This window comes from Pseudomonas sp. GW821-FHT07E12 (assembly GCF_058986605.1).
Genome location: NZ_JBYSVX010000038.1, coordinates 17,254 through 33,281 on the forward strand (window position 1 = coordinate 17,254; position 16,028 = coordinate 33,281).

A 16,028-nucleotide genomic window follows, 5' to 3' on the forward strand; every position below is an offset into this window, starting at 1 on the left:
AGTCCCGACGCTTTCCCGGGAAAGCGTCGGGACTGAAGTCCCTCCCACAGGAGCCAACTCGCCGAGTACGGCGTCAAGCCGCGCCAGTTCGTCCGCATTCGCCGGCAAGCCAAAACGCAGACTCGCCGGCTGCTCAAACAACCGCACCAGGATGCCGCGCCGCGCCAACGCATCGTGCAGATCAGCCGCACCCTCACTCCGACACCATTGGAAGAAGGCGGTCCCCGCACTCGGCACCAGACCGTGCCGCCGCAGCACCTGCGCGAGTGCCTCGGACGCGTCATGCAGCCGCGGAATCGCCTGCCGTTGCCAGACCCGATCAGCCAACGCCTGCCGCAGCGCCCAACGCGAAGGCCCACTCAACGTCCACGGACCGAGCCGCTCGCGCAGCGCTTCAAGCAACGACGAGGCCGCGCAGACGAAGCCCGCACGCGCACCGGCCATGCCGAAGAACTTTCCGACCGAGCGCAACACCACCAGCCCGTCGCGCTGCGTGTACGCGCAGAGGCTGTACTGCGGTGTCGCATCCATGAAGGCCTCGTCCACCAGCAGCCAACCACCACGTGTGGCCAACTGCGCGTGCAAGGCCAACAACGTCTGTACCTCGAAGCGATCGCCCCCCGGGTTGTTCGGATGGATCAACACCACGACGTCGAATTCCGCCACGCGTGCGAGCAGTTGCTCGGCCGGCAACACCTGCACCTCGTGCCCCGCCCGCCGCCAGGCATGCGCATGCTCGGCATAACCCGGCGCGATCACCCCAACCCGTGACGGCGCCCGCAGCAACGGCAAGGCCTGGATTGCCGCTTGCGAACCGGCCACCGGCAGCAGTGCCGGCGCATCGTAGTAGGCGCACGCAGCGTCCAGCAGACCGTCCTCGTCTTCGGGCAGGCGATGCCACGCAGTCGCCGGCACCGGCGGTATCGGCCAGGGGAACGGGCTGATCCCGGTCGAAAGATCGAGCCAATGCTCGACCGGGATGCCGAAGCGTTGTGCGGCGCGCAACAGCTTGCCGCCGTGCTCCAGCATCATCCCGCCTCCGGCGTGGCGCGCCAGACCGCTGGCTGAGCGACATCGGCATTTTTGTCAATGCCGACATATTCGCCATCGCCGCTCAGGTGCAGCATGTGGGCACATCCCAAGGAACCGCCAGCATGTCCACCCATCGTTTTGCTCCGTTGCTGATCCTCGCCCTGGCTGCCACGCCGCTGCTCGCCAGTGCCGCCCCGAAGACCGCCCAGCAGGAACTGATGGCCAAGTGTTCGGCGCAGAACAAGGGCAAGACCGGTGAGGACTACAAGTCCTCGCAGAAAGCCTGCCTGAGCGGCGGCAAGACCGACAGCAACGCCAAGGTGTCGCCGCAGCAGCGCATGAAGGACTGCAATGCCGAGGCCGCCACCAAGAAGCTCACCGGCGATGCCCGCAAGACCTTCATGAGCGGTTGCCTGAAAACCCACTGACGGCACCGACCTCATCGCATGCTCCCGGCGGCCCACGCCGCCAGCAGCAGCAACCAGCCCCCCACGCCGCCGCGCACCAGCCACAGCGCGCGGCGGATGCTGGACGCATCGGGCCGATCGCCCTCGCCCAGCGCGGGACGTGACTGCCACTGCCCGTGGTACGGCGCCGCGCCGCCCAGCGCGACCCGCAGCGCACCGGCGCCTGCTGCCATCACCGGGCCTGCGTTCGGGCTCTTCCAGATCGGTCCCTGGGCACGCCAACAACGCAGCGCGGTGTGCGTGTGTCCCAGCAATGCATAGGTCAACGCGGTCAATCGCGCCGGAATGAAGTTCAGTACGTCGTCGATACGCGCCGCCGCCCAGCCGAACCGGAGCAGGCGCGGCGTGCGATAGCCCCACATCGCATCGAGCGTATTCGCCAACCGGTACAGCACCGCGCCCGGCGCGCCCAGCAACACACCCCAGAACAACGCGGCAAACACCGCGTCGCTGCCATTTTCCAAGACCGATTCGGTGGCGGCAGCGGCCACCTGGGTGGCATCGAGCGTGGCGGTGTCACGGCTGACGATGCGTCCCACTGCAATGCGCGCGGTCGGCAGATCATCTGCCTCCAGCGCACGTGCCACCGGCAACGCGTGTTCGCCCAGGCTGCGCAGCCCCAGCGCGAAGTACAGCGTCACTGCGACGAAGCCGGCACCGGCCCACGGCGACCAGCGCCACAACATCCACTGCATCGCCGTCGCCAACAGCACCCACGGCAACACCGCCAGACACCACGCCAGCAGGCCGGCGCGACGTCGATCGCGATAGCAATGCGCTTCAAACCAGTTCGCCCAGCGCCCGAACAACACCAACGGGTGCGCACGACGCGGCTCGCCCAGCAGCACGTCCAACGCGACCGCCAGCCACGCGATCGCCATCGTGCTCAGAGCTCGATGCCCTTCTGCGCCATGATCCCGGCCTTGAACGCATGCTTGATCACGCGCATCTCGGTCACGGTATCGGCGGCTTCGACCAACGCATCCGGTGCGCCACGCCCGGTGATGACGACATGCTGGCGCGGCGGACGCGCAGCCAATGCAGCGAGTACGTCATCGAGCGGCACGTACTCCTTGGCCAGCACGATGTTGAGTTCGTCCAGCAATACGAAGTCGTAGCCCGGATCGGCCAGCATCCGCTTGCACAGCGCCCACGCCGCCATCGACACCTCGATGTCACGACTGCGGTCCTGGGTTTCCCAGGTGAAGCCCTCACCCATCACGTGGTAGTCCACCTGCCCGGGGAAGCAACGGAAGAACGCTTCCTCGCCGGTCGAATAACTGCCCTTGATGAACTGCACCACGCCGCAGCGCAGGCCATGCCCGAGCGAGCGCGCCAACATGCCGAACCCGGAGGAACTCTTGCCCTTGCCATTGCCGGTGTTGACCACCAGCACACCCCGGTCGATGGTCGCCCGCGCGATGCGCCGGTCCACCAGTTCCTTCTGCCGCTGCGAACGCTCGCGGTAGTAGGCGTCGTCACGTTCGGGTTTGCTCATCTCACGATCACCTGGCAACGGCTAGACGACGCGCGGCGAAAATCCTCGCCAACACGCCATGCAACACCAATCCCACGGCCAGATAGCAGGCCGTGGTGCGTACGAACAACGGACCCCACTTCCATGCGCGGGCGAGGTACTCGGCCATGTGCGGATCGGTGTAGCGGCCGCCAAGCCAGTAGAAAGCGCCGTTGGATATCAGGAACGACAACGCGGCGGCGGCGACGCCGACCACCCACGCCAACCCCAGCGGACCGAAGCTATTGCCCAGCCGTGGCGCGATTGCGCGACCGGCATACCAGAGCACGCCATAGGCCACCGGCAACAGCGCATAGGCGGCGGTGACGCAGAAATCGCTGACGCCGGCCAGCTCGATCGCGGCCCAGTCCACCGCGAACGCCAATGCCAGCAGCACCGCGAACTGCCAGTGCCGACGCAGATACAGCCCGCCCAGGAAGAACACCGCCATCGACGCATCCGGCAGGTGCAGCCAGTCGCCGACGTGATTGAAGCGGGTGGCCACCATCACCACCATCAGCACGATGAACAGGCCGGTTTCTGCGGGGCGCGACAGGGGTTTCATCGACGAGGCTCTCCTGAAGAAGGAACGGGATTTCCGAGGGCCTGGGAGCTTGTGGGAGGGACTTCAGTCCCGACGCTTTCCGGGCAAACCCCGTCGGGGCTGAAGCCCCTCCCACAACATCGCGCCATCACTCCGCCGGATGGTAGCGCAAGGTCAACTGGTAATTACGACCGGGTTGCGCGTACCAGGCAGCGGTCTCGTACTGGTGATCGAACACGTTGTTCGCGCTCAGTGCCACGCTCCAGTCGCTGCTGACCTCATAGCCCACGCGCAGGTCGAGCAGGCCGTAGCCACCCAGGCGCGTGGTGTTGGCCAGGTCGTCGTAACGCGCGCCGGAGGCGAACACACTGCCGCCCACCGAGAACGCACCGAAGCGGCGATCGGCATCGATCCGGCCGGTCTGGCGCGCGCGCCGTGGCAGCCAGTTGCCGTGATAGGTGTCGCCGTCGGCCTTCGGATCCATCCAGGTCAGACGCGTGCGCAGCGTCCAGCCGGCCAGCGTGGTGTCGTAACCGGCCTCGACACCGCCGATGCGCGCCTTGTCGATGTTGTTGGGCTGTCCGAACGGATGCGTCGCGTCCACCAGCGAGGAGTCGTAGGCGATCAGGTCGTCGACGCGGGTCTGGTAGGTGTTGAGCGTCCAGGTACCCCAGTCGTACTCACCGCGCAGGCCCAGCTCGAGGCTGCGCGAATTTTCCGGCTTCAGGTTCGGATTCCCATAGCCCGGGTAGTACAGCTCGTTGTAGGTCGGCGCCTTGAACGCGGTGCCGTAACTGGCGGTCAGGCGCAGGTGCTCGGCGAAGTTCCAGCCCCACAGCAGGCTGCCGGTGTTCTTGCCACCGAACTGGCTGTTGTCGTCATGACGCACGCTGGCCTGCAGCGACTGCGCACCGAAGCTCTGCTGCCACTGTGCGAACGCGCCACGATTGATGCGCTGATCCTCGTCGTAGGTCTCGCTGCTGGCGATACGGTCGCGCTGCCAGTCCAGGCCCAGCGACAGCAGGCCCGGGCCGGCATCGACGTCAGCCTGCAGCGAGCCGAGCGAGCGGCGGGTATCGAAGGTCGAAACGTAGGTGCCGTCGTAGTAGGCGTCGCTCAGATCCTGGCTGGCGCCGACGCTGGCGGTGAGCTTGAGCGCATCGGTCGGTGCATAGCGCACGCGGCCACCGACCACCTGCTGCACGCCCTTGGCGAGATTGCCGCCGTAGATCGTGCCGTCGTACTCGTTGCGGCTGTCGGCGCGCAGCGCCTGCACGTCGGCATCCCACTCGCGATTGAAGCGCCAGCCGCCCTGCACGCTCAGCGAATCGTTGCGATAACCGTCGCGATCCGGGTCGTAGGCACTGCTGGCGGTGTTGAGATAAGCGTTGATGCCATCGGTCTCGTCGTGCACTGCATTGACCGAGTACCAGCCGCCGTGCTCGCTGAGGTCGCTCTGGCTTTGCCCGGCAAGACCGGCGGTATAGCGGCGCGCGTTGTCGCTGCCGACGCCGACGCTGAAGGTCGGCGTGAACGCCCCCTTCGGACGCCGGGTGAAGATCTGCACCACGCCGCCGATCGCCTCCGAGCCGTACAGGCTGGAGAACGGCCCGCGCACGATTTCCACACGCTCGATCTGCTCGACCGGGATGTCCTGCAGCGCCGCACCACCCGCCGTGGCCGAGCCGATGCGCACGCCATCGACCAGCACCAGCACGTGATCGGACTCGGTGCCGCGCAGGAACAGCGACGTGGTCTTGCCCGGACCGCCATTGTTGGCGATCGACACACCCAGCTCACCGCGCAACAGGTCCGGCAGCGAGGTGACCTGACGACGCTCGATCTCGGCGCGGTCGATCACGGTCACCGGCGCCAGGGTCTGGTCCTGGGTCTGCGCGGTACGGGTGGCGGTGACCACGACCTGGTCGAGGTCGTTGACATCGGCGGCGACGGCCGGGGCGACGATCGAGGACAGCGCCAACGCAAGCACAGCGCGGCGTGGGGAAACAGTGGGGAACAGCGACATCGTGAGGTGGCTCCTGCTACCGCGCCTTCCCGCGCGGACGGTGGGTAAAGCCGGCGAACGGGCAGCAGGACGATGGCGCAGGACACAGCGCGCCAAGGTCACGCCCACCGCGCGCCGGGTCGATCCTGTGGCCGGTCTCCGGGCTCGCGAGCGAAGGCTTGCGCCCTCCGTCCCACGCCTTCCCATGCCCGAAGGCACAGTGGCATTACCTGCGGAACGTGTACTCGCCCACCGTTGCGGGGGCAGCTCCGGAATTGCCAGCCAACACGGCTGACGCACCGGATTCCCGTTTAAACCCTCGATACACCGACGGTCACCTTCAGGGGCGCGCATGGTAGCAGGAAGCCAGCGGGCCTGAATGGCAGCAGGCCGGAGGGCACTCCCCGGACCGGAGGGCAGCCGACTTACCCAGCGCTGATCGCTCCAATATCGGCCGAAGCCGAATCAGCCTCCACAGCAAGGCATCGCTGTTGCTGTTGCTGTTGCTGTGGCCGTTGCCGTTGCCGTTGCCGTTGCTTGTGATTTTGCTGTTGCGTTTCGCCTTTGACTTACCGGGGCCCCTGCCGCAGCGGCGGAGACGACGGGAAAAACCCGAAGGGCGACGCACATGGATGTGCGTCGTTTTCTGCCGCGACAGGAAGTCGCGTCAGAAAATCCCTTCGACTCCGCGAACCCGTAGCGCAGCGGAGGGCGCGTAGGCCGGGGTGTGCTTTCTTTTGGTTACTTTTCTTTGCACAAGCAAAGAACAAGTGACTCGCTCCGAAGGAGCGAAAGCCTTTGCTGTTGCTGTTGCCGTTACTTCAAACCCAAGAAGCAACGTCCATGGATCTTCGATCCCCGGCCATCGGACAGAACCCGATGGCGCTCAGCGCCGCGCGAGCCAGTGGCTCGCCAGCAGCGGCGCCTCACCCCCGCCTTCGCGGGGACGACAGTTGATGGATGGCGTGGAAGACATTGGATCCCCCCCTACAGTCACAACACCGCACACCCAAGCCCCACCACTAAGAACTGAAATAAGCCTCGGCAATAGCCCCGTGCAACTCCCCAAGTCGCACCTGGATCTCATCCATGAACACCGTAGGCTCATTGGCCGCCAACCACACCGGATCCGCATTGCGGATCATCCCCGACACCCGCATCAACGCCCGCTCAGCCTGCGGTCGCGGCGGCATGCTCGGCAGGATGCTCGCCGCCCGGCTCAAACAGAACTGCACACTGCGCGGAAACTCGTTGTTCTGCAGCAGGAAGCGCAACGCCTGCTCATCAGTGACCCGCTGACGCACATGCCGGCGGTACATCTGGTACGCAGCCAGCGCGCGCAGCGCGTTCATCCACTGCATGTTCTGGTAGGCCTCGCGATCGTCCGGCTGGCGCGGCGTGATCAGGCCCGAGGCGGCCGCATCGATGATGCGCGTGGTCATGTCGGCCTGCTCGATCGCCGTGCCCAGGCGCATGAACTGGAAACCGATATCGCGGCTGACGTTGGCGGTCAGCAATCCGGACACCTTCAGGCAGGCATCGGTGATCCGCCCGAGAAACTCCATCCGGTAACGCCGGCCAATGCTGCGCTCGCCTTCCGCACCGATGTGCAGGTGCAGGTCATTGACTGCTTCCCACGCCTCCTGCGGCAGGGTGTCGCGAATGCCGCGCAGGATCTCGCGCGCCTGATCGATCGAGCTGCGCAGCGAGGACGGGTTGCGCTCGTCCAGCAGCAGGAAGCGCACCACGTCGGTATCGGCGACATCATCGCCGGCATTCGGGAACAACTCGTTGAAGATCTCGTCGGCACCGACCGTATCGATCATCGGCCGCCAGGCGAAACGCACCGAGCGTGGCAGGTCCAGCTGCAGCAGACTGCCCACGCTCACCAGCCGCGCGGTGTTCTCGGCCCGGCGCAGGTAACGACTGAACCAGTACAGATTGTTGGCGACGCGGGAGAGCATCAGGCCATGTCCTCGTCCAGATCGACCACCCAGGTGTCCTTGGCGCCACCGCCCTGCGAGGAATTCACCACCAGCGAACCTTCCTGCATCGCCACCCGGGTCAGCCCGCCGGTGGTCACGTAGGTGTCCTCGCGCGAGAGGATGAACGGGCGCAGGTCCAGATGTCGCGGCGCCGGGCCGTCCTCGGTGACGATCGGCGCGGTCGACAGGTTCAGGGTCGGCTGCGCCATGTAGTTGCGCGGGTCGGCCTCGATCAGCTTGCGGAACTGCTCGCGCTGGCGCTTGGTCGAGCGCGGCCCGATCAACATGCCGTAGCCACCGGACTCGTTGGCCGGCTTCACCACCAGTTCCTCCAGGTGCTCGAGCACGTACTGCCGGTCCTTGTCGTCGTGGCACAGGTAGCTGGGCACGTTCGGCAGGATCGGCTCCTGGTCGAGGTAGTACTTGATCATCTGCGGCACGTAGGCGAACACCACCTTGTCGTCGGCCACGCCCGCACCCGGTGCATTGGCCAGCGCGACCTTGCCGGCGCGCCAGCTGCGGATCAGGCCCGGCACGCCCAGCACCGAATCGGGACGGAACGCCTCCGGATCGATGAAGGCATCGTCGATGCGGCGATAGATCACATCGACCCGGCGCGGGCCGTACACGGTGCGCATGTAGGTGCAGTCGTCGTCGGCCACGAACAGGTCATCGCCCTCGACCAGCTCGATGCCCATCGCCTGCGCCAGGTACGCGTGCTCGAAATAGGCGCTGTTGAACACGCCCGGGGTCAGCAGCGCGATCACCGGCACGTCGCCGGGGCGCGGGCTCAGCGCCGCCAGGGTGTCGTACAGCTGCGCCGGGTATTCATCGACCGGCAGGATCGCGGTGGTCTCGAACAGTTCGGGAAACACCCGTTTGGCCACCTGCCGGTTCTCCAGCATGTAGCTCACCCCGGAAGGAATCCGCAGGTTGTCCTCCAGCGCATACAACGTGCCGTCGGCATCCCGGACCAGATCCGAACCGCAGATATGCGCCCACACCCCCAATGGCGGCTTGATGTTCACGCACTGCGGGCGGAAGTTGACCGACTCGGCCAGCAGCATCGCCGGGAACACCTTGTCCTTGACGATCCTCTGCTCGCCGTACAGATCGCCGATGAACAGGTTGAGCGCCTGCATGCGCTGCTTCAGCCCGGCCTCGGTACGCCGCCATTCGCTGAGCGGGATGGTGCGCGGGATCAGGTCGAACGGCAGCGTGCGATCGACGTTGCGACCGTCGGTATAGACCGTGAAGGTGATGCCCATGACCCGGGCAGCGACGTCGGCCGCGAGCTGGCGCTCGGAGATTTCGCGCCCGGAAAGGCTGGAGAGGTATTCGACGACGGGGCGTGCGGCCGGGCGTGAACTGCCGTCGGCCTGGATCAGCTCGTCAAAGGTGGCCGTGCGGTACCTGCTCCAGTCCATCGCGCCCCGTGCAACTGCGCATCCCGCGGCGCGGTGCCGCGCGGCATGTTGTATCGCAACATGCCCGTATCCCGGGACGCCGTCAAGACCACGTCAAGAGTCGGTCGCCGCCCTGGTCGGATGCTTTCGGACGATCGCCCGAAACCGCATCGACGGCACGCCTCACCGGTGAGGCGAAGCCTCGCGCTCGATGATCACGCCGACCGCCTTCGCACCGCGCACCGCACCGGGCTTGCTCAGCTTCAAACGCAGCCAGCGCACGTCGAACTCATTCAGCACGATCTCCGCACAGCGCTCGGCCAGCGTCTCCACCAGCCCGAAATCCGACTGCTCGACAAACTCGATCAAGCGCCTGCTGACCGCCTTGTAGTTGAGCGTATCGGCGATGTCGTCACTGGCCGCCGGCCGGCGGTTGTCGAAACCCATCTCCAGGTCGAAGCACAACGTCTGACGGATGCGCCGCTCCCAGTCGTAGATACCGATCAGCGCGTCGATTTCCAGAGCTTCGATGAAGACTTTATCCATGGGGGCCGGGATTGGGGATTCGAGATTAGGGATTGGTAAGAGCGAAGACATCGAAACCGGGAGGAGGCAAAGACTCGCTTCTACGAATCCCGAATCTCCACTCCCGAATCCCGTGCTGCCGCCAAAGGCGGCAGCAACGCCATATCCCAACGCGGCACCACATGCACGGCCGCATCGCCGCGTTGCCCCGCCTGCAAACGCAGTGCGCCGGCGAAGGCGATCATCGCGCCGTTGTCGGTGCACAGCGACGGTCGCGGGAAACAGGCGCGGCCACCACGCTCGGCACACATCGTCTGCAGCCTGGCGCGCAGGCGCTTGTTGGCGCCGACGCCGCCGGCGACCACCAGCGTGTCGCATCCGGCTGCGTCCAGCGCGCGTGCGCATTTGATCGCCAGCGTATCGACCACTGCGTCCTCGAAGCCACGTGCGATGTCGGCGCGGGTCTGCTCGGCCTGGTCGCTGGCCTGCCAGGCCAGCAGCACCTGGGTCTTCAATCCGGAGAAACTGAAATCCAGCCCCGGCCGGTCGGTCATCGGCCGCGCGAAACGGTACTTGCCGGGCGTGCCGCGTTCGGCCAGCGCCGCCAGCTGCGGACCACCCGGATACGGCAGTCCCATCAGCTTGGCGGTCTTGTCGAAGGCCTCGCCGGCGGCATCGTCCAGGGTCTCGCCGAGCAGGCGGTAGCGGCCGATCGCCTCCACCGCCACCAATTGGGTGTGGCCGCCGGAGACCAGCAGCGCCACGAACGGCGGCTCGGGCGGGTCTTCCTCCATCAGCGGTGCCAGCAGGTGGCCTTCCATGTGATGGACGCCGATCGCCGGCAGCTCCAGTGCCCAGGCCAGCGAGCGCGCGACCGCGGCACCGGCCAGCAGCGCGCCGACCAGCCCGGGGCCGGCGGTGTAGGCCACCCCGTCCAGCTCGTCGCTGCGCAGCCCGGCTTCGGCCAGGGTCTGGCGCAGCAGCGGCAGCAGCTTGCGTACATGGTCGCGGCTGGCCAGTTCCGGCACCACGCCGCCGTATTCAGCGTGCAGGGCGATCTGGCTGTAGACGTGGTGGGCGAGCAGGGCCTGACTGGGCGGCAGCGCGGTGTCATAGACCGCCACGCCGGTCTCGTCGCACGAGGATTCGATACCGAGGACTTTCATAAGTACCATTCTGGACCCGTTTCCCGGCCGCGCCAAACCGGCGGGTTGCAGTGCGGCGAGGAGCCGCTATAATGCACGGCTCGCCGGGGGAGCCCGGTTAATGCTATGCGAGTTCGCTCGCAACCATCCGGCCTACCGGGTGGCTACCCAAAATCCCTGGAGAACCCATGCCCAGCGTCAAAGTCCGCGAGAACGAGCCCTTCGAGTTTGCGCTCCGCCGTTTCAAGCGCACTTGCGAAAAGGCCGGCGTCCTGGCCGAGACCCGCAAGCGCGAGTTCTACGAAAAGCCGACCCAAGAGCGCAAGCGCAAGGCGGCTGCTGCCGTCAAGCGTCAGCTGCGCCGCAGCTCGCGCGACGTCACCAAGCGTCAGCGCCTGTACTGAAGTCTGGCGTAGCCTGATCCGCGGGGCCTGTGCTTCTGGCGCAGTCCGCGGGTTTGCAGGACGAGAGCCGGCACGCGCAAGCGTCGCCGGCTTTTTGCATGGGCCTTCCAAGCCCACCCTTTTTCCCAGGAGCACCACCATGTCCCTCAAGCAGCAGCTCACCGACGACATGAAGGCCGCCATGAAGGCCGGCGACAAGCACAGCCTCGGCGTGATCCGGTTGATCAACGCCGCGATCAAGCAGAAGGAAGTGGACGAACGCGTCGAGCAGGACGATGCCGCCGTGCTCGCGATCCTCGACAAGATGGTCAAGCAGCGCAAGGACTCGGTAAGCCAGTTCGAAGCCGCCAATCGCGAGGACCTGGCCCAGGTCGAGCGCGAGGAGATCGTGGTGATCGAGCGCTATCTGCCGGCCAAGCTGGGCGAGGCCGAGATCATCGCCGCGATCCAGGCTGCCATCGCCGAGACCGGCGCCAGCGGCCCGGCCGACATCGGCAAGCTGATGGGCTCGCTCAAGCCGAAGCTGGCCGGCCAGGCGGATATGGGCCTGGTGTCGGCGCTGGTGAAGAAGCAGTTGGCTGGCTGAGCCAGCTCTGTCGTTACCAGCGTGTGTATCGAAGCCCGCCGATTGGCGGGCTTCGTGTTTCTGGCGCGCCCTATCATCTTCGCGACAGGCATTCTGCTATCCGGCCGCAGGCTTATCGGCTCGTCATCCCCGCGAACGCGGGATCCATGGACGCACCCGCGATAACTTGGATATTTCATCGTTTTCCGGAGCCGTCACTTCATCTGACCGAAAGTCCCTGGATCCCCGCGTTCGCGGGGATGACGATGGGAGGACATTGAAGTCTCTGGGTCCCCACCTGCTCGGGGACGACGGTTCACCGTTGCCGGTTTCCGTTCCGCTCCATCGGCACTTCGGTTTTCCCGGCTACTCGTCTGCAGAAACCGCACAACCATCGCTCGACCACGAGCCGCATCTCGACACAGCCCCAACACCGATTTCATCCGCCCTTGGAAGCGCATCTGCTAGAACAACCCCATCGTCCATATCCCAACCACGGTATTGATCTCGCACCTGTCCCCACGCCTGCAGCACCTCGTCGAGCGTTTCCAGCGCAGCTTGCCGGTCGCGCTGGCGCAGCGCTTCACCGAGATCGATCTGATGACGCAGGCGGCCTCGCTGTCGTTCTACGCGCTGCTGTCGATGGCGCCGTTGCTGCTCCTGCTGCTGTGGCTGACCGCCTCGCTGTATCCACCCGCGCAACAGTCGTTGATCGATCAGATCGAGCAGATCGCCGGTGCCAATGCCGCCACGGTGGCCGGCACCGTCATCCGCAATGCCACCGAGCAACCCAGCATCGGCTCGCTGGCCGGGCTGTGGAGCACGCTGCTGCTGTTTGTCGGTGCGACCGTGGTGTTCGCGCAGTTACAGGGCGTGCTCAACCTGATCTTCCGCAGCAACCGCCAGCAGCTCAACGGCGTGTGGGCATGGTTGAAGAAGCGTGTGTTCTCGATGGGCGTGGTGCTGGCGCTGGGTTTCCTGCTGATCGTCTCGATGATCGCCACCACCACCTTGCAGGTCGTCTTCGCGCACCTGCCCTCGCTGCTGCCCGCGGTCGGCTACGCGACCACGCTGCTGCTGTACGCGGCTGCATTCGCGTTCCTGTACCACTACCTGCCCGATCGGCGCGTGGCGTGGCGCCAGGCGATCCTGGGCGGGGTCATCACCGCGCTGCTGTTCGCGCTTGGCCGCTACCTGATCGGGCTGTACCTGGCGCGGGCGGCACCGGGCAGTGCCTACGGCTCGATGGGCGCGCTGGTACTGCTGCTGGTGTGGATGTACTACGCGATCCTGGTGTTCTTCGCCGGGGCGCTGATCACTGCAGTGATCGATGAACGCGCGGAAGCACGAGACCAACCCGATGTCAGCACCGTTCCGTAGGAGCGGCCTCAGCCGCGATGGCGCTTTCCCAGGAAAAGCGCCATCGCGGCTGAAGCCGCTCCTGCGAACATGGCATCCTATGCGCCTGCATGGCACGTATTCCCGACGCTTTCATTGACGACCTGCTGGCCCGAACGGATATCGTCGAGGTCATCAACACGCGTGTGCCGCTCAAGCGCCAGGGCAAGGAATATTCGGCGCGCTGCCCGTTCCATGACGAGCGCTCGGCCTCGTTCACGGTCTCGCCGACCAAGCAGTTCTATCACTGCTTCGGTTGCGGCGCGCATGGCACCGCGATCAGCTTCCTGATCAATTACGACCGGCTCGAATTTCTCGACGCGGTCGACGAGCTGGCCAAGCGCGCCGGCATGGAAGTGCCGCGTGACACCCAGCAGCGCAGCGCCGCCCAGCAGGACGACAGCCGCGACCTCTACGCCGCGCTGGACGCGGCCACGCGTTTCTTCCAGAAACATCTGGAGAGCAGCGACAAGGCCCGTGTCTATCTGGACGGACGCGGTGTCGATGCCGGCACCAGCGCGCGCTTCCAGATCGGCTATGCGCCGGACGGCTACAGCGCACTGAAGGACGCACTCGGCACCGACGAGCGTCGGATGAAGCTGCTCGAGCGCGCCGGGCTGTTCTCCAGGAACGATCGTGGCCACGTCTACGACAAGTTCCGCGACCGGGTGATGTTCCCGATCTTCGACCGGCGCGGGCGGGTGATCGCCTTCGGCGGGCGCGTGCTGGACAAGGACGACGGCCCCAAGTACCTGAACTCGCCCGAGACCGCGCTGTTCCACAAGGGCCGCGAGCTGTACGGCCTGTGGCAGGTGCGCCAGGCGCACCAGAAGATCGAGCGGCTGATCGTGGTCGAGGGCTACATGGACGTGGTCTCGCTGTTCCAGTTCGGCGTCACCCAGGCGGTGGCGACGCTGGGCACCGCGACCACGCCCGAGCACGCCGAGCTGCTGTTCCGCAACGCGCCGGACGTGTACTTCTGCTTCGACGGCGACAACGCCGGGCGCAAGGCCGGCTGGCGCGCGCTCGAATCGGTGCTGCCACGGATGAAGGATGGCCGCCAGGCGTTCTTCCTGTTCCTGCCTGATGGCGAGGACCCGGACACGATCGTGCGCAAGGAAGGCAAGGAGGCGTTCGACGCGCGCCTGAAGCAGGCCACGCCGCTGTCGCAGTTCTTCTTCGACGAACTCTCGCGCGAGATCAACCTGACCACGCTCGATGGGCGCGCACGCCTGGCCGAGCATGCCCGGCCGATGCTGGCGCAGATCCCGGACGGTGCGTTCGGCGATCTGATGAAGCAGGAGCTGTCGCGGCTGACCGGGGTCGGTGCGCAGGTTACCGGCGCAGCGGCACAGCAAGCCTCGCGACCGATACGTCCGACCGCTCCGACACAGAAGCGCAGCCTGGTACGCGCGGCGATCGCGATCCTGTTGCAGAGGCCTTCGCTGGCGCTGTCGCTGGAAGGCCATCACGCCTTCGCCGGCCTGCGCCAGCCCGGCGTCGAGCTGCTGATCGAGCTGCTGGAACTGGTCGAGCAGCGTCCGGACATCAGTACCGGCGCCTTGCTGGAACACTTCGCCGAGCGCGAGGAACTGGCCGCGCTGCAGAAACTGGCCGCGCAGGAGCAGCCCGGCGACGAGAGCAAATGGGCCGAGGAACTGCACGACGCCGTGCTGCAGCTCGAACGCCAACTGCTGCAGCAGCGGTTGGAGGAACTGCAGGCCAAGCAGCGCGCGCAAGGCCTGGACGAGACCGACAAATACGAGCTGCGCGAGCTGCTCAAAGCACGCGCCTCGCAACGCTGATAGCCCGGATATCTTTGTAGGAGCGGCTTCAGCCGCGATGGGGCTTTCCCGTTTGAATCCCCGCACATGGATGTGCAGGCTTTTGCAGAGGGATCTGCCTGAACGCCCCATCGCGGCTGAAGCCGCTCCTACAAAGGCTGGCCTGCATTTAGAATGCCCCGACCCCGGAATCCCCCATCCCCAAGGGCCGAAATGAAGAACTGGCTGGCGCGGCTGCGCATCGATCCCTTCACCCTCGCGCTGCTCTGCACGGTCACCCTGGCCTCGCTGCTGCCGGTCTCCGGCACCGCCGCCGGGGTGATGGACGACTTCACCGATATCGCCATCGCCGCGCTGTTCTTCCTGCATGGCGCGCGGCTGTCGCGCGAGGCGGTCAAGGCCGGCGCGCTGCACTGGCGGCTGCATCTGGTCATCCTCGCCTGCACCTTCGTGCTCTATCCGTTGCTGGGCCTGCTCGCCAAGCCGCTGTCGCACGCGCTGCTGACCCCGGACCTGTTCGTCGGCGTGCTGTTCCTGTGCGCGCTGCCCTCGACCGTGCAGTCCTCGATCGCATTCACCTCGATGGCGCGCGGCAACGTGCCCGCGGCGGTCTGCGCGGCCTCGCTGTCGAGCCTGCTCGGTGTGTTCATCACGCCACTGCTGATGACGCTGCTGGTCGGCGCCCAGGGCGGCATGGCGCACCCGGCCGAGGCGATCGGCAAGATCCTGCTGCAGTTGCTGGTGCCGTTCCTGGCCGGGCATTTCCTGCGTCCATGGATCAGCCGCTGGGTGGAGCGCCACCGCGCGATCCTGCGTTACACCGACCAGGCCACGATCCTGCTGGTGGTCTATACCGCCTTCAGCGCGGCGGTGAACGAGGGCCTGTGGCACAAGACGCCGCTGCCGGCGCTGCTGAGCGTGCTGGCGGTCGCCGCAGTGCTGCTGGGCGTGGCGATGGTGCTGATCACCTTCATCTCGCGGCGGCTGGGCTTCTCGCGCTTCGACGAGGTGCCGATCGTGTTCTGCGGTTCCAAGAAGAGCCTGGCGACCGGCGTGCCGATGGCCAAGGTGATGTTCGCCAGCGGCAGCCTGGGTGCGATCGTGCTGCCGGTGATGCTCTATCACCAGTTGCAGCTGATCGTCTGCGCGTTCGTCGCCGCGCGCTACGCCCGCACCACGCCTGCGAGCGGCAGTACCGCCGAGCACTGATCTCCGACAGGCTGGGCATATGCAGATGTCCAGCCGTCATGTC

General features: G+C 66.2%; 14 protein-coding genes, 1 pseudogene and 1 riboswitch. Of the genes and pseudogenes, 6 read left to right on the forward strand and 9 right to left on the reverse strand.

All coding sequences use genetic code 11. The features are described 5' to 3' along the window. Nucleotides 1-75: 75 nt before the first annotated feature. Nucleotides 76-1,032: pseudogene (cobD, locus tag AC3WJE_RS17560) on the reverse strand (threonine-phosphate decarboxylase CobD); the annotation flags it as partial. Between the two features lie 122 nt (nt 1,033-1,154). On the opposite strand from cobD, the gene AC3WJE_RS17565 reads away from it, so the two are divergent. Beyond that, the gene (locus AC3WJE_RS17565; protein ID WP_493732112.1) at nt 1,155-1,460 is read left to right on the forward strand and encodes a PsiF family protein; all 306 of its coding nucleotides are present in this window, start codon (nt 1,155-1,157) and stop codon (nt 1,458-1,460) included. Nucleotides 1,461-1,471: 11 nt separating this feature from the next. Here the strand turns inward: AC3WJE_RS17565 and cbiB are convergent, their stop codons facing one another. The 8 genes from cbiB to tsaD form a co-directional block, all read right to left on the reverse strand. Continuing rightward, nucleotides 1,472-2,389, reverse strand: a complete 918-nt coding sequence (cbiB, locus tag AC3WJE_RS17570) for an adenosylcobinamide-phosphate synthase CbiB (RefSeq protein ID WP_493732141.1) — start codon at nt 2,387-2,389, stop codon at nt 1,472-1,474. After that, a complete protein-coding gene (cobO, locus tag AC3WJE_RS17575; RefSeq protein ID WP_493732113.1) occupies nt 2,386-2,997 on the reverse strand; it encodes a cob(I)yrinic acid a,c-diamide adenosyltransferase in 612 nt (203 codons plus the stop codon). Before cobO ends, cbiB begins: the two co-directional genes overlap by 4 nt. Before the next feature lie 7 nt (nt 2,998-3,004). Then, the gene (locus AC3WJE_RS17580) at nt 3,005-3,580 is read right to left on the reverse strand and encodes a hypothetical protein (protein ID WP_493732114.1); all 576 of its coding nucleotides are present in this window, start codon (nt 3,578-3,580) and stop codon (nt 3,005-3,007) included. A 127-nt stretch (nt 3,581-3,707) separates the two neighbouring features. Continuing rightward, nucleotides 3,708-5,585 carry a TonB-dependent vitamin B12 receptor gene (btuB, locus tag AC3WJE_RS17585; protein WP_493732115.1) on the reverse strand — a complete coding sequence of 626 codons (1,878 nt, stop codon included), beginning with the start codon at nt 5,583-5,585 and terminating at the stop codon, nt 3,708-3,710. Between the two features lie 112 nt (nt 5,586-5,697). Further along, nucleotides 5,698-5,922: riboswitch (cobalamin riboswitch) on the reverse strand. 664 nt (nt 5,923-6,586) lie between these two features. Continuing rightward, entirely contained in the window at nt 6,587-7,528 is a 942-nt protein-coding gene (locus AC3WJE_RS17590; RefSeq protein ID WP_493732116.1) for an alpha-E domain-containing protein, read from the reverse strand. Further along, nucleotides 7,528-8,976: a circularly permuted type 2 ATP-grasp protein gene (locus AC3WJE_RS17595; RefSeq protein ID WP_493732117.1), complete on the reverse strand. Its 1,449-nt coding sequence runs from the start codon at nt 8,974-8,976 to the stop codon at nt 7,528-7,530. Before AC3WJE_RS17595 ends, AC3WJE_RS17590 begins: the two co-directional genes overlap by 1 nt. A gap of 162 nt (nt 8,977-9,138) precedes the next feature. Continuing rightward, complete coding sequence (folB, locus tag AC3WJE_RS17600) at nt 9,139-9,501, reverse strand: dihydroneopterin aldolase (RefSeq protein ID WP_493732118.1); 363 nt, start codon at nt 9,499-9,501, stop codon at nt 9,139-9,141. An 80-nt stretch (nt 9,502-9,581) separates the two neighbouring features. After that, nucleotides 9,582-10,646, reverse strand: coding sequence for a tRNA (adenosine(37)-N6)-threonylcarbamoyltransferase complex transferase subunit TsaD (gene tsaD / locus AC3WJE_RS17605; protein WP_493732119.1), 1,065 nt, complete (start codon nt 10,644-10,646; stop codon nt 9,582-9,584). 167 nt (nt 10,647-10,813) lie between these two features. On the opposite strand from tsaD, the gene rpsU reads away from it, so the two are divergent. The 5 genes from rpsU (at nt 10,814) to AC3WJE_RS17630 (ending at nt 15,985) form a co-directional block, all read left to right on the forward strand. After that, nucleotides 10,814-11,029 carry a 30S ribosomal protein S21 gene (gene rpsU / locus AC3WJE_RS17610; protein WP_002808376.1) on the forward strand — a complete coding sequence of 72 codons (216 nt, stop codon included), beginning with the start codon at nt 10,814-10,816 and terminating at the stop codon, nt 11,027-11,029. Nucleotides 11,030-11,168: 139 nt separating this feature from the next. Next, nucleotides 11,169-11,615 (forward strand): GatB/YqeY domain-containing protein, encoded by a 447-nt coding sequence (locus AC3WJE_RS17615; protein WP_493732120.1) that lies wholly within the window; start codon nt 11,169-11,171, stop codon nt 11,613-11,615. 480 nt (nt 11,616-12,095) lie between these two features. Beyond that, nucleotides 12,096-12,974, forward strand: coding sequence for a YihY/virulence factor BrkB family protein (locus tag AC3WJE_RS17620; protein WP_493732121.1), 879 nt, complete (start codon nt 12,096-12,098; stop codon nt 12,972-12,974). A gap of 89 nt (nt 12,975-13,063) precedes the next feature. Further along, nucleotides 13,064-14,797: a DNA primase gene (dnaG, locus tag AC3WJE_RS17625; protein WP_493732122.1), complete on the forward strand. Its 1,734-nt coding sequence runs from the start codon at nt 13,064-13,066 to the stop codon at nt 14,795-14,797. Between the two features lie 192 nt (nt 14,798-14,989). Further along, complete coding sequence (locus tag AC3WJE_RS17630; protein ID WP_493732123.1) at nt 14,990-15,985, forward strand: bile acid:sodium symporter family protein; 996 nt, start codon at nt 14,990-14,992, stop codon at nt 15,983-15,985. The last annotated feature ends 43 nt before the right edge of the window (nt 15,986-16,028 follow it).

Excerpts from the sequence above, each read along its gene's own strand:
- AC3WJE_RS17565 (WP_493732112.1), top strand. The coding sequence starts at position 1,155 with ATGTCCACCCATCGTTTTGCTCCGTTGCTGATCCTCGCCCTGGCTGCC.
- AC3WJE_RS17630 (WP_493732123.1), top strand. The coding sequence starts at position 14,990 with ATGAAGAACTGGCTGGCGCGGCTGCGCATCGATCCCTTCACCCTCGCG.
- AC3WJE_RS17615 (WP_493732120.1), top strand. The coding sequence starts at position 11,169 with ATGTCCCTCAAGCAGCAGCTCACCGACGACATGAAGGCCGCCATGAAG.
- AC3WJE_RS17580 (WP_493732114.1), bottom strand. The coding sequence starts at position 3,580 with ATGAAACCCCTGTCGCGCCCCGCAGAAACCGGCCTGTTCATCGTGCTG.
- AC3WJE_RS17595 (WP_493732117.1), bottom strand. The coding sequence starts at position 8,976 with ATGGACTGGAGCAGGTACCGCACGGCCACCTTTGACGAGCTGATCCAG.
- rpsU (WP_002808376.1), top strand. The coding sequence starts at position 10,814 with ATGCCCAGCGTCAAAGTCCGCGAGAACGAGCCCTTCGAGTTTGCGCTC.
- btuB (WP_493732115.1), bottom strand. The coding sequence starts at position 5,585 with ATGTCGCTGTTCCCCACTGTTTCCCCACGCCGCGCTGTGCTTGCGTTG.
- AC3WJE_RS17590 (WP_493732116.1), bottom strand. The coding sequence starts at position 7,528 with ATGCTCTCCCGCGTCGCCAACAATCTGTACTGGTTCAGTCGTTACCTG.
- tsaD (WP_493732119.1), bottom strand. The coding sequence starts at position 10,646 with ATGAAAGTCCTCGGTATCGAATCCTCGTGCGACGAGACCGGCGTGGCG.
- dnaG (WP_493732122.1), top strand. The coding sequence starts at position 13,064 with ATGGCACGTATTCCCGACGCTTTCATTGACGACCTGCTGGCCCGAACG.
- folB (WP_493732118.1), bottom strand. The coding sequence starts at position 9,501 with ATGGATAAAGTCTTCATCGAAGCTCTGGAAATCGACGCGCTGATCGGT.
- cobO (WP_493732113.1), bottom strand. The coding sequence starts at position 2,997 with ATGAGCAAACCCGAACGTGACGACGCCTACTACCGCGAGCGTTCGCAG.